Origin of the sequence: Massilia sp. NP310 (assembly GCF_019443485.1) — a bacterium.
Classification (GTDB): domain Bacteria; phylum Pseudomonadota; class Gammaproteobacteria; order Burkholderiales; family Burkholderiaceae_D; genus Telluria; species Telluria timonae.
In genome coordinates, this window is sequence record NZ_CP080379.1 from 2,609,612 (window position 1) to 2,622,481 (window position 12,870).

Here is a 12,870-nt window from a genome sequence, read left to right on the forward strand (position 1 = left end):
CGTGTCCGTGTCCATTTTCACGAACTTTGCAGTACCGCGCGCAAGGTCGCCTCGGGACGGCCCTACATCAGTACCGAAGTGGCCGAACAACTGGCGCTGAACATCATGGCGCCAAGCGAACAGTTGTTGCACAAACAGTTGTCGGACCGCGAATTCGAGGTATTCTCGCTGCTGGTCAGCGGCAAGTCGATTACCGAGATCGCCAACGGCCTGCACCTGTCGGTGAAAACCGTCAGCACCCACAAGACCCGCATCATGCAGAAAATGGGCATGAGTTCGCTGTCCGAAATGGTGCAATATGCCGTCGCACACCGCCTGTTGTCGCCACTGAAGGCGTGACTCGCTGATTTCCTTTGACCGCCGCGCGTGGTTTTCGTGCGGCGCGCGCCTCTTTTCGCAGGCTGGCGCCGACACCCGGACACACCCCATCTGTTTCTGTTGTGTCACCTTCCGTCATTCGGGCGGCGTTCCTGGTAGTAGGAGTATTCCTACAACCACACCATCTGTCCTACCTACATATTCAGGCAACGCTGATATTCGTGCCGGACTCGTGTTGGCATACTGAATTCAGCGTTTCGACTTGCTTGCGATCCAAGTCACGGCGTCAGCCATATAAAACCATGGCATGGCAGACGCGCTTTCCGCACGCTGCCGTGCCGCCGGGGTCGCGTGAAACCTGAGTTCCTTACCGGAGATGAGCATGCAGTCCCAGCCACCGTCAGATCAACGCAACGTTACCCAGCCTACCCTGCATTCCCCGATGGAAGCCGGACGCCAGCGCCAGGGTCGCCTCTGGTCCAACCTGAAAGAAGTGTGCGACCTGCTCCGTATTCCAGCCAGCGTGTCGGTGAGCTCCGAAGAATTATTGTTCCAGCACGTGCAGTTCAAGACGGGCCAGCGCGTGCACACGATCGGCCAGGCCTTCGACACCCTGTACATCGTCAACTCGGGCTTCCTCAAGACGGTGCTGATCGACGAATTCGGCAACGAACAGGTGCTGAGCTTCCCCATGAAGGGCGATATGCTCGGCGTCGACGGCATCCACACGCGCCACTACGCCTCCGAGGCCGTGGCGCTGTCCGACTGCGACCTGATCCTGCTGCCGTTCAAGAAACTGACCGCACTGGGTCGCGTCCACAGCGAGCTCGAGAACATGATGTACGGCGTGATGAGCCGCGAACTGGTGCGCGAGCAGACCATGATCGGCATGCTCGGCGCCCTGTCGGCCGAGGCGCGCGTGGCCCGCTTCCTGGTCTCGCTGGCCGACCGCTTCGCCGCGATGGGTTATTCCAGCAAGCTGTTCAACCTGCGCATGACGCGCCACGAGATCGGCAGCTACCTCGGCCTCACGCTCGAGACCGTCAGCCGCACCTTGTCGGCCTTCAACGAAATCGGCCTGATCACCGTCGACCAGCGCACCATCGGCATCAAGGATGCCGAATCGCTCAAGACGCTGCGCCGCCTGCCGCCCTCGCGTTCGCGCACCAAGGGCAGCGCCAAGCAGAAGGCCGAGCTCGACCAGCCCGGTGACGACCAGGTGCTGGCCACCGTCTAACCATCCCTCATCAAGCCAACGACGATGCCCGCCCAGGCGGGCATCTTCATTGCCGCCTGCCTTACTCCTTGTCGAGCGACAGCACCCCGTCATTGACACGCACCCGGTCGCCCTTGCGGTAGCCCGGATTGTTGTCGTATTCGATCGCCTGCGTCGCTTCCGTGGTGTCGAAGCGAACGGTTACCCGGTAACGCTGGGCGGCCTGCACGTCGCTGGCCAGTGGCCGCGCCCCCCCGGTTGCCTCACGCACGATCTCGACCTTCTCGACGACCGCGCAACTGGTGCAGTAGCGCGCCACGCGCGGACGCTCGGTCGTGCGCGGCGGTGGCGGTGGCGCGGCGCCCGGCGCCGCGCTGGCGACGCCGGCCTCCTTCGAGGCCAGTTGCCGCGCCGGTTCTTGCGCCTGCGCCGAGGCCGCCGCGCCGCTCACCAGGCCGTCGCGCAGCACGGTGGTGGCGACCTGGCTGCCCAGCCGCATTTCGGCGGTCACCGGGCTGTTTGGCTGGAAGCGGTCGTGGTTGCCGATCACATAGCTGCCGCTGTACTGGCCGGGATCGGTTTCCTGCATCTGGACGCCGCGGGTGGCGCCGTCGATGGTCACGTTCACCAATGCGTTCCGGGTGCCGTAGACATGGAAGTGCAAGGCGGCGCCCTGCTCCAGGCGCGCGACCTTCTCGACGTGGAAGCCTTCGATGGCGGGCGTCACGGTGCGGCCGGGCGGCGCGGTCTGCGCCAGGGCCGTGCTGCTCGTCGCCAGCAGCATGCCGGCCGGCGCCAGGGCAGCCACCAGCGAACACATCAGGATGCGTTTTTTCATGGCAATCTCCTTCGGTTGGCAGACGGCATCACACCGCCTTCAGTTCCAGGAGACAGTACCTGTACGAAAGAGCCAGGTCCGTACGGTTACGAACCAATAGCCTCAGCGCACGGCGTGGACCGCATCGCCCGAGGTCACGTAGATGCGGTCGCCCGGCCCCGGCTTGACCGCGTGGCCGCCGGTAAACGCGCCGAAGGACGGCAAGATCAGTCCCTGCTCGCCGACCACGAAACATGGCAGGCGCAGCGCATCGAAGCGGGTCGCCAGCACATACACCGGGTGCACGTGGCCGGCCAGGCCATAGCCGGGCGCGTCGACGCCGGGATGGTGGCAGAAGGCGAACGGCCCGATCGCATGCGGCTCGTCCACCAGCGCGATTCCCAGCGCCGCCGCCGGGTCGCCCGCATGCAGGTCGTGGTTGCCGCGCACCAGCATCAAGCCGAGATCCGGATGGCGCTGGCGCCAGGCCAGCATCGCCAGCTGGGTCGAGCTGGCGTGCGCGGCGCGCGCATGCAAAAAGTCGCCCAGGAAGGCCACCTGGCGCGCGCCGTGGGTGGCCACCAGGGCGTCGAGGCCGGCCAGGTTTTCCGAGGTCGTGCCGCGCGGCACCGGCACCCCGAGCGAACGAAAGGCGGCCGCCTTGCCGAAGTGGATGTCGGCGATGATCAGCATCCGTTCGCGCGGCCAATAGATCGCCTTCTCCGGCAACAGCAGGAGCGATTCGCCGGCCACCTGCACCATCGCGCCGCTCATGCCGCCGCCTTCTCGAGTTCGCGCAGCATGCGCGCCACGCGGTCATTGAGCTTCTCGGTGCTGACCTTTTCGCGGAAGCGCTCGACCATCAGGGCAAACCCGAACGGCGTCGCCCGCTTCACCTCGCGATAGGCGATCCTTCGCGCGTGCAGCTCGGCCAGCGTGTCGCGCAGGCGCGTCAGTTCGAGTTCCTGCTCCATCACCTCGCGCTCGGCCTGGGTGAGCAGCAGGTTGCCGGCATCGTGCTTGCGAAACACCTCGAAGAACAGCGAGGACGAGGCCTGCAGCTGGCGGTTCGACTTCGGCTGGCCCGGATAGCCCGAGAACACCAGGCCGGCGATGCGCGCCACCTCGCGAAAGCGCTGCTGCGACAGCTGGGTCGCGTTCAGGCTGTCGATCACGTCTTCCAGCAGGCGCGCCGTATCGAACAGGTCCACGCCGGCGCCGGTCGGCGCGTCGAACATGCGCGCCCAGTCGACCGGCTCGGGCGCCATCAGCTCGAAGCCGTAGTCGTTGATGGCGATCGAGAACGTGATCGGCTGCGCGCGGCCGACGCGAAAGGCGATCAGCGACGCCAGGCCCATGTGCACCGAGCGGCCCGCGAACGGATACACGAACAGGTGGTAACCCTCGCGGCTCTTCATCGACTCGAGCACCAGCACCTCGCTCGTCGGCAGCGCCGACCAGCGCTGCTGGATGGCGATGAGCGGCTCGATGGCGCGCATCTCGGGGCCGTCGAACACGCCCCCGTCGGCCAGGCGCAGCTCTTCCAGCGCGGCGTGGGCCAGCTCGTTCGACATCGGCATCTTCGCGCCCTGCCAGCGCGCGATGGCGCCCCGGGTGCCGCTGGCGCGTTTCACGAAGGCGGTCAGCTCGTGCACGCGCACGAATTCCAGGATGCGCCCGCCGAACAGGAAGCGGTCGCCGGGCTTGAGGCGCGAGATGAAGGATTCCTCCACGCTGCCAATGCGCCCGCCACTCATGTACTTCACCTGGATCGTGGCGTCCGACATGATGGTGCCGATGCCCATCCGGTGCCGGCGGCCGATGGCGCTGTCGGGGACGCGGTAGACGCCCTCGTCGTCCGGCAGCACGCGGCGGTATTCGGGATACACGGTGAGGCTCTGGCCGCCGCGCGCGACGAAGTCGAGCGCCCACTGCCATTCCTCCTCGGTCAGGTGGCGGTAGGACCAGGCCTGGCGCACCTCTTCATACAACTCTGCGGAGCGAAAGCCGCCGCCCAGCGCCACCGTCACCAGGTGCTGCACCAGCACGTCGAACGGTTTATTCGGCACGTAACGGCCTTCGATGCGGCGCGCCGCCACCGCCTTTTTCGCGCCGGCCGCCTCCAGCAATTCCAGGCTGTTGGTCGGCACCAGGGTCACGCGCGAGACCCGGCCCGGCGCATGGCCGCTGCGGCCGGCGCGCTGCAGCAGGCGCGCCACGCCCTTGGCGCTGCCGATCTGCAGCACGCGCTCGACCGGCAGGAAGTCCACGCCAAGATCGAGGCTGGCGGTGCAGATCACCGCTTTCAGGATGCCGTTCTTGAGGCCCAGCTCGACCCACTCGCGCACCTCGCGGTCGAGCGAGCCGTGGTGCAGCGCGATCACGCCGGCCCAGTCGGGCCGCGCCTCCAGGATGTTCTGGTACCAGATTTCGGCCTGCGAGCGGGTATTGGTGAACACCAGCGTCGCCTCGTGTCCCTCGATCTCGGCGATCACCGGTTGCAGCATCTGCAGGCCCAGGTGGCCGCCCCAGGGAAAGCGCGAGACGTTCTCGGGGATCAGGCAATCGACCACGATCTTCTTGCGCGTATCGCCTTCGACCAGCACGCCCGCGTCCGCTCCTTCCTCGCCTCCCAGCAGCACATGGCGCGCGAGGTCGAGATTACCCATCGTCGCCGACACGCCCCACACCAGCAGTTCGGGACGCCAGCGCCGCAGCCTGGCCAGCGCCAGCTGCACCTGCACGCCGCGCTTGCTGCCCATCAGCTCATGCCACTCGTCGACGATGACCATGTCGAGATGGCGGAACTGTTCATGGGCGGCGGCATTGCTGATCATGAGCGACAGGCTCTCGGGCGTCGTCACCAGGGCCGCCGGCATGCTGCGCGTCTGGCGCGCCCGCTCGGCCGACTTGGTGTCGCCGGTGCGCGCGCCGATGCGCCACTCGGGCAGCAGCTCGGCGGCGGAGTCTTCCAGCGCGCGCTGGGTGTCGGCCGCCAGCGCGCGCATCGGCGTGATCCACAGCACGCGCAAGCCCGCCCTGGCCCTTCCCGTGTCGAGCCCGGCGCGCTGCAGCGCCGCGAACCAGACCGCGAAGGTCTTGCCGGCGCCGGTATTCGCATGCAGCAGGCCCGATTCGCCCTTCAGCGCGGCCTTCCACACCGCGCGCTGGAAGGGAAAGGCGGTCCAGCCGCGGCTGGACAACCAGGCGTCGATGCGGGCGCTTACCGGATTACGGCTCATGCGGTGGCCGCCTCCAGCAAGCCCTTGAGCGTGTCGAGCGTATCGGCTTCTTCCACCGGCTTGTCGAGACGCCGGCGCAGGATGCGCGGAAAGCGCACCGCGATCCCCGCCTTGTGGCGCGGCGACAGCGCGATGCCCTCGAAGCCGATCTCGAACACCATGGTCGGCTTGACCGAGCGCACCGGCCCGAATTTCTCGATGGTCGTGCGCCGGATCGTGTTGTCGACCTGGGCGATCTCGGCGTCGGTCAGGCCCGAATACGCTTTCGCGAACGGCACCAGCTTGCGCTCGGCGCCGTCGCCATCCCACACGGCAAAGGTGTAGTCGGTGTAGAGCGAGGCGCGCCGGCCGCTGCCCGGCTGGGCGTACAGCAGCACGGCGTCGATGGCGTAAGGGTCGATCTTCCACTTCCACCAGGTGCCGACGTCCTTGGTGCGGCCGACGCCATAGTGGGCCGTGCGGCTCTTGAGCATCATGCCTTCGACGCTGCGCGCGCGCGAGCCGGCGCGCAAGGTCGCCAGCGCTTCCCAGCTGTCGGCGTGGACCAGCGGCGACAGGCGCAGCTGCGGCTGGTCGAGCTTCGCCACCTCCACTTCGAGCAGCGCGCGCCGCTCGTGCTGCGGCAGGCCGCGCAGGTCGACGCCGTCGAGCTCCAGCAGGTCGTAGCAGCACAGCACGGCCGGCAGCTCACCCAGCAACTTGGCGGACAAGGTCTTGCGCCCGATGCGCTTCTGCAGGTCGGCGAAGGGCGACGGCATGTCGCACCCCGGCTGCCAGATCAGCACCTCGCCGTCGAGCACCATCCCGTCGGGCAGGCGCGCCGCCGTCAGCTCGGGAAAGCGTTCGGTGATCAGGTCTTCGCCGCGCGACCACAGGAAGCTCTGGCCGTCGCGCCGCACCAGTTGCGCGCGGATGCCGTCGTACTTCCATTCGACCAGCCAGTCGTCCAGTTCGCCCAGGCTGGCCGGGTCGCCATTCAGTTGGTGCGACAGGAAGAAGGGATACGGCTGGCCGCCGCGCAGCTTGTGTTCCTCGTCCGACTGTTCGGCGATCAGTTGCAGGAAGCCTGTCGCTGTGGGTTTCACGCGGCCGTCGGTCCAGCCCATCAGGCGCTGGGCAATCAATTTGCTGTCGACCGCCGCGATCGCCGCCAGCGCGCGCGTGACCAGCAGCTTCGAGACGCCGACGCGGAAGCCCCCGCCGATCAGTTTCACCAGCAGGAAGCGCTCGCGCCAATCCAGCTCGTTCCAGTACATGAACAGCGCTTCGCGGATGCGGCCCGGATCGGCGCCGCGCAAGGGCCCGATGCGCTGCTCCATCCACTCGGCCAGGCCGACGTCCGAACGCTCAGTCGGCGGCGGCAGGATGTGGGCGATGGTTTCGGCGAAGTCGCCCACCGCGTGGTAGGACTCATCGAACAGCCATTCGTCCAGGCCCGCGTACTCGATCGCGAACTGGCGCAGCAGCTTGGTCGGCACCGCCTGGCGCGGTTTGCCGCCGGCCAGGAAGTAGACAGCCCAGGCCGCGTTCTCGGGCGCGGCATTGGCGAAATAGCCCTGCAGCGCGTCGAGCTTGCGGGTGGTCGACGTGGTTTCGTCGAGGTCGGCGTACAGGCGGGCGAATTCACGCATCGGCTGCTCCTGCTGCCGGCGGCGATGGCTTCTCCACTGCGTCGTCCTCTTCCTCGTCGCCATATTCGGTTTCGAAGCCCGACGCATCCAGCCCGTTCTGGCACAGCCAGCGCACCAGGATCGGGATCGAGCCGTGGGTGACGATCACGCGTTCGGCCTCGGTCGACTTGATGGCGCTCATCAGGCCTGGCCAGTCGGCGTGATCGGACAGCACGAAGCCACGGTCGACGCCGCGCCGGCGCCGCGCGCCGCGCAGCAGCATCCAGCCGCTCGCGAAGGAATCGCTGTAGTCGCCGAAGCGCTTCATCCACGGCGAGCCGCTGGCGGACGGCGGCGCCACCACCAGCGCGCGCCGCAGCGCCGCCTTGTCGACGTCGCTCACCATCACGGTCGGCGGAATCTCGACGCCTTCCGCGCGGTAGGCGCGGTTGAGCGGCTCGACCGAGCCGTGGCAGACGATGGGACCGATCGATGGATCGAGCCCGGCCAGGATGCGCTGCGCCTTGCCGAAGGAATAGGCGAACACCACGCTGCAGCGGCCCTCCTCGGCGTTCTTGCGCCACCAGGCATTGATCTCGTCCATCACCTGCTGCTCCGGCTGCCAGCGGTAGATCGGCAGGCCGAAGGTCGATTCGGTGATGAAGGTGTCGCAGCGCACCGGCTCGAACGGCGCACAGGTTTTATCCGGTTCTACCTTGTAGTCGCCCGACGCCACCCAGACCTCGCCGCCGCATTCCATGCGCACCTGGGCCGAGCCCAGCACATGGCCGGCCGGGTGCAGCGAGATGGTGACGCCGTTATGGGTGATTTTTTGGCCGTAATCGAGCGCATCGACCGAGATATCGCCCAGGCGCGACTTGAGCACACCGATGCCGGGCGCCGCCGCCAGGTAGTGGCCGTGGCCGACACGCGCGTGGTCGCCATGGGCATGCGTGATGACGGCGCGCGCCACCGGCCGCCATGGGTCGATGTAGAAATCGCCTGGCACGCAGTACAAGCCCTCCTTGCGGACGACGACCATGTCTCCCATCGGCATCCCTTACGTGGCTACCTGATCGAGGAAATCGGCCATGAAGCTGCGGCTTTCGCCATCAGGGAAGTCGACCGTCACCTGCTCGCCGGCGATGGCGACCACCACCCCTTCACCATATTTGGACGACCTGGCGCGTGCGCCGACCTCGAACTTCGGCGCTGGCGCTTCCTCGGCCGGCTCGCGGTCGAATTCGTCGTCGCGGATCTCGATGTCTTCGGAGAGGCTCAGCGCCGGCGGGTTGAGGCAGTTGTCGCACTTGCAGCAGCTTTCGAACCCGGCGACCTGGTCGCCGAAGTAATCGAGCAGCAGCTTCCAGCGGCAAAAGCCGCTGACGGCATAACTGACCATCTGGTCCAGCGCCTCCTTGTCGCGTTCCTGCTTCTGGACGTACACCTGGGCCAGGCGCGCATACACGCCGGGACGCGGCTCGGCCGCGCTGGGCAGGTATTCCAGCTTGCGGTTCTGGCGCACCAGCTTGGCATCCTTGAGCAGCTTGAGACAGACCTTGATATTGGCGTCGGCGATGTCTTCCAGCGCGTCCTCCAGACGGCGGCCAGTGACGGCGCCCTCCTCGGCCAGGGTGCGCACGGTCTCGTGCACCAGCTGCAGCTCTTGCGCATCCGGATAGTGCTTGACCAGGAAGAACTGCTGGATGCGCTTGTCGTCCTGCAGGAACAGCAGGGTACATTCGGCGTCCAGGCCGTCGCGGCCGGCGCGGCCCGATTCCTGGTAATAGGATTCGAGGTTGGCCGGGATCTGCAGGTGGATCACGAAGCGGGTATCGCTCTTGTCGATGCCCATGCCGAAGGCATTGGTGGCCACCATCACGCGCCGCTCGCCCTCCATGAACAGGTCCTGGTTCATCTTTCGCTCGGCTGCCGACAGCTTGCCGTGGTAGAGCGTGACCGATTCGCCGGCTTCTTCGAGCACGGCCAGCATCTCCTCGGCCACCTTGACGGTGGCGGCGTACACGATGCCGACGCCTGGCGTCTCCTGCACCAGGCGCAGCGCCTCCTGGTATTTCTCCCTGGCGCTGGTGACTTGCCGCACGCGGTAATGCAGGTTGGGACGGTAGATGCCGGTATTGATCACGTTCAGCTTGCGGCCCAGCTGTTTGCCGATGTCGGCGATCACCTCGTCGGTGGCGGTGGCCGTGAGCGCCAGCACCGGCGGGCGGCCGATCGCCTCGATCGCGGCGGCCAGGCCAATATAGGCCGGGCGGAAGTCGTGGCCCCATTGCGAGATGCAATGCGCCTCGTCGATCACGACGATGTCGAGCGTGACCTTGCGCAGCACGTCGATGAAGTCGGGCGAGACCAGGCGTTCCGGCGTGCAGAACACGATCTCGCAGGATTCGCTGGCGATCGCCTCGAGCGCCGCGTGTTCTTCTTCGGCGCACAGGCTGCTGTTGACCTGGACCGAGCGGATGCCGATCTCTTCCAGCTTCTCGAGCTGGTCCTTCATGAGGGAGATGAGCGGGGAAACAACGACCGTGATCCCCTCCAGCATCTTGGCCGGGATCTGGTAGCACAGCGACTTGCCGCCGCCGGTAGGCATGATGGCCAGGGTGTCCTTGCCGTCGAGCACGCTGTCGATCACGCGCTGCTGGCCTTCGCGCAGCTGCGCGATGCCGAACACGGCGTTCAGGAGGCGTCGGATGGTATTGCGGCGCACGGCGAGCAGGCCGCGGTGCATGAGGGTGGGATCGTGTCGGGTCATGATGACGCCGACTTTATTAGTACGGCGACAACTCGACTATAGGACGCCACCTACTTCAAGCGTAGGAGGTCAACTTTTGGCGGGGTCGTCACGTTATGGGTGTAGTGCCACGGCTACTTGTGTCAATTGTGCGACACAAATTCTCGACAAGGTTTAGTCCTACAACCCGACGGATATTTGACCGATGCCGGGTGTCCAGCTAGACATTTACTATTGTGACCATCATTCACCTATCCGCCATCTTCAGGAGAACCATCATGTCGCGCCGCCCTATGACCTGGACCGCAGTCCACCTGGCCCTTGCCAGCGCGGCCACCTGGTTCCTGCTGGAGTCCGGCGCGCTGTCGTCGGCCTTGCTGTTCTCGTTCCACTAATTCTCACTGCATAAAAAACGCCGCCTTCCCAAGGGAAGACGGCGTTCATTTCCTTGACATGGCGGGCCGCGTGGCCCGCCCGGTCATCAAGCAGCTTTCTGCTCTTCCTCTTCCACCGGCAGGCGGATCAGGTGGTCAAAAGCGGCCAGCGATGCCTTGGCGCCCTCACCCACCGCGATCACGATCTGCTTGAACGGCACCGTGGTCACGTCGCCGGCAGCGAACACGCCTGGCAGCGAAGTGTGGCCGCGGGCATCGACTTCGATCTCGCCGTGCGCCGACAGGTCGATCGTACCCTTGAGCCATTCTGCGTTCGGCACCAGGCCGATCTGCACGAACACGCCTTCCAGGTCCAGCTTGTGCAGCTCACCGGTATTGCGGTCCTTGTAGCTCAGGCCGTTGACGATCTTGCCGTCGCCATGGATCTCGGTGGTCTGGGCCGACTTGATTACCTTGACGTTCGGCAGCGAGTAAAGCTTGCGCTGCAGGACCGCATCGGCGCGCAGTTCATTGCCGTATTCGATCAGGGTCACTTCCTTGACGATGCCCGCCAGGTCGATCGCCGCCTCGACGCCGGAGTTGCCGCCGCCGATCACCGACACGCGCTTGCCCTTGAACAGCGGGCCGTCGCAGTGCGGGCAGTACGCCACGCCGTGGTTCTTGTACTCTTTCTCGCCCGGCACGTTGATCTCGCGCCAGCGGGCGCCGGTCGCCACGATCACGGTCTTCGACTTGAGCACCGCGCCGCTCTCGGTATGCACCTCGATCATCTTGCCGCCCACCAGCTTGCTGGCGCGCTGGGTGTTCATGATGTCGACGTCATATTCCTTGACGTGTTCTTCCAGGGCGACAGCGAATTTCGGACCGTCGGTGGCCTTCAGCGACACGAAGTTCTCGATCGCGAGGGTGTCCAGCACCTGGCCGCCGAAGCGGTCGGCCAGCACGCCGGTACGGATGCCCTTGCGAGCTGCGTAGATCGCGGCTGCCGCGCCGGCGGGGCCGCCGCCGACGATCAGCACGTCGAATGGGTCTTTCTGGCTCAGTTCCGCAGCCTTGCGCTCACCGCCCTTGACGTCGATCTTCGACAGGATCTCTTCGACGTTGGTGCGGCCCTGGCCGAAATGCTGGCCGTTCAGGAACATCATCGGCACGGCCAGGATCTGCTTGTCTTCCACTTCCTTCTTGAAGACGCCGCCATCGATCGTCACGACCTTGATGCGCGGGTTGATGACCGACATCGTGTTCAGTGCCTGCACGACTTCCGGGCAGTTATGGCACGACAGCGAGATGTAGGTCTCGAAAACATAATCGCCGTCCAGGGCTGCGATCTGGTCGATGACGGCTTGTTCCAGCTTGATGGTGTGGCCGCCGACGTGCAGCAGGGCCAGCACCAGCGAGGTGAATTCGTGGCCCAGCGGAATGCCGGCGAAGCGCACGCCGATATCGGTGCCGACGCGGTTGATCGCGAACGACGGGGTGCGCTCGTTGGCTTCCTGACGCACGGTGATCTTGTCGGACAGGGCTGCGATCTCGTTCAGCAGCTCGTCCATTTCGCGCGATTTTGGCGAATCATCCAGCGATGCAACCAGCTCAATCGGCTGCACCACTTTTTCCAGATAGGCTTGCAACTGTTTCTTGAGGGTTGCGTCCAGCATGATGTTTTTCCTTTTGTTTATTTCACTTAACTTGCACAGACCGGGCGTGCAACGGGCCGCCGCAGCGGCCCGTTCACGGGTGCTACTTAACTACAGGTATTGCTTAGATCTTGCCGACCAGGTCCAGCGACGGGGTCAGGGTTTCTGCGCCTTCGGTCCACTTGGCTGGGCAGACTTCGCCTGGGTGCGAAGCGACGTACTGGGCTGCCTTGACTTTGCGCATCAGTTCCGAAGCGTCGCGGCCGATGCCGTTGTCGTGCACTTCCATGATCTTGATCTGGCCTTCCGGGTTGATCACGAAGGTGCCGCGCAGTGCCATGCCTTCTTCTTCGATCATGACTTCGAAGTTACGCGACAGGACGCCGGTTGGGTCGCCGATCAGCGGGTAGTTCACTTTCTTGATCGCGTCCGAGGTGTCGTGCCATGCCTTGTGAGCGAAGTGGCTGTCGGTCGAGACGCCGTACACATTGACGCCCAGCTTTTCGAATTCCGGCTGGAATGCGGCCAGATCTTCCAGTTCGGTTGGGCAGACGAAGGTGAAGTCTGCCGGGTAGAACATCACCACCGACCAGGTACCCTTGAAGTTCTCTTCGGTCAGGTCGATGAACTTGCCGTTGTGGTAAGCGGTTGCTTTGAACGGCTTGATCTGGGTGTTGATGAGGGACATGTAATCTCCTGTTTGGGGGTTGATGAAACGTATGACAAGCAGTTTACCGCCCCGCTCGTCGTTTGTGAAATTGATTGATTCGATACTCTTGATTGATTTTGGCTATCAGTCAAGTGCGGTCTTGCCGTCCTGATAAAGGAGGGCCTCGAAGCAAACCCGGACAGTGTGTCGTAAATGGCAAGCGGGTGCAACCGGCGT

9 protein-coding genes and 1 pseudogene are annotated in these 12,870 nt (G+C 65.1%); 2 read left to right on the plus strand and 8 right to left on the minus strand.

What is annotated here, in order from left to right; genetic code table 11:
• Nucleotides 1–33: 33 nt before the first annotated feature.
• Nucleotides 34–339: pseudogene (locus KY496_RS11505) on the plus strand (response regulator transcription factor); the annotation flags it as partial.
• Between the two features lie 421 nt (nucleotides 340–760).
• Nucleotides 761–1,555 (plus strand): Crp/Fnr family transcriptional regulator, encoded by a 795-nt coding sequence (locus KY496_RS11510; protein WP_040774805.1) that lies wholly within the window; start codon nucleotides 761–763, stop codon nucleotides 1,553–1,555.
• A 61-nt stretch (nucleotides 1,556–1,616) separates the two neighbouring features.
• Here the strand turns inward: KY496_RS11510 and KY496_RS11515 are convergent, their stop codons facing one another.
• The 8 genes from KY496_RS11515 to ahpC form a co-directional block, all read right to left on the minus strand.
• The gene (locus tag KY496_RS11515) at nucleotides 1,617–2,372 is read right to left on the minus strand and encodes a hypothetical protein (RefSeq protein ID WP_219864807.1); all 756 of its coding nucleotides are present in this window, start codon (nucleotides 2,370–2,372) and stop codon (nucleotides 1,617–1,619) included.
• Between the two features lie 102 nt (nucleotides 2,373–2,474).
• The gene (pdeM, locus tag KY496_RS11520) at nucleotides 2,475–3,125 is read right to left on the minus strand and encodes a ligase-associated DNA damage response endonuclease PdeM (protein WP_071361831.1); all 651 of its coding nucleotides are present in this window, start codon (nucleotides 3,123–3,125) and stop codon (nucleotides 2,475–2,477) included.
• A complete protein-coding gene (locus tag KY496_RS11525; protein WP_219864808.1) occupies nucleotides 3,122–5,593 on the minus strand; it encodes a ligase-associated DNA damage response DEXH box helicase in 2,472 nt (823 codons plus the stop codon). Before KY496_RS11525 ends, pdeM begins: the two co-directional genes overlap by 4 nt.
• Nucleotides 5,590–7,224 carry an ATP-dependent DNA ligase gene (locus KY496_RS11530; RefSeq protein WP_219864809.1) on the minus strand — a complete coding sequence of 545 codons (1,635 nt, stop codon included), beginning with the start codon at nucleotides 7,222–7,224 and terminating at the stop codon, nucleotides 5,590–5,592. The genes KY496_RS11525 and KY496_RS11530 overlap by 4 nt, the downstream gene beginning before the upstream one ends.
• A complete protein-coding gene (locus tag KY496_RS11535) occupies nucleotides 7,217–8,254 on the minus strand; it encodes a ligase-associated DNA damage response exonuclease (protein ID WP_219864810.1) in 1,038 nt (345 codons plus the stop codon). Before KY496_RS11535 ends, KY496_RS11530 begins: the two co-directional genes overlap by 8 nt.
• 9 nt (nucleotides 8,255–8,263) lie before the next feature.
• Nucleotides 8,264–9,976, minus strand: coding sequence for an ATP-dependent DNA helicase RecQ (locus tag KY496_RS11540; RefSeq protein WP_219864811.1), 1,713 nt, complete (start codon nucleotides 9,974–9,976; stop codon nucleotides 8,264–8,266).
• Nucleotides 9,977–10,436: 460 nt separating this feature from the next.
• Nucleotides 10,437–12,005 carry an alkyl hydroperoxide reductase subunit F gene (ahpF, locus tag KY496_RS11545; protein WP_005662711.1) on the minus strand — a complete coding sequence of 523 codons (1,569 nt, stop codon included), beginning with the start codon at nucleotides 12,003–12,005 and terminating at the stop codon, nucleotides 10,437–10,439.
• Nucleotides 12,006–12,108: 103 nt separating this feature from the next.
• The gene (gene ahpC / locus KY496_RS11550) at nucleotides 12,109–12,672 is read right to left on the minus strand and encodes an alkyl hydroperoxide reductase subunit C (protein WP_005662712.1); all 564 of its coding nucleotides are present in this window, start codon (nucleotides 12,670–12,672) and stop codon (nucleotides 12,109–12,111) included.
• Between the last annotated feature and the right edge of the window lie 198 nt (nucleotides 12,673–12,870).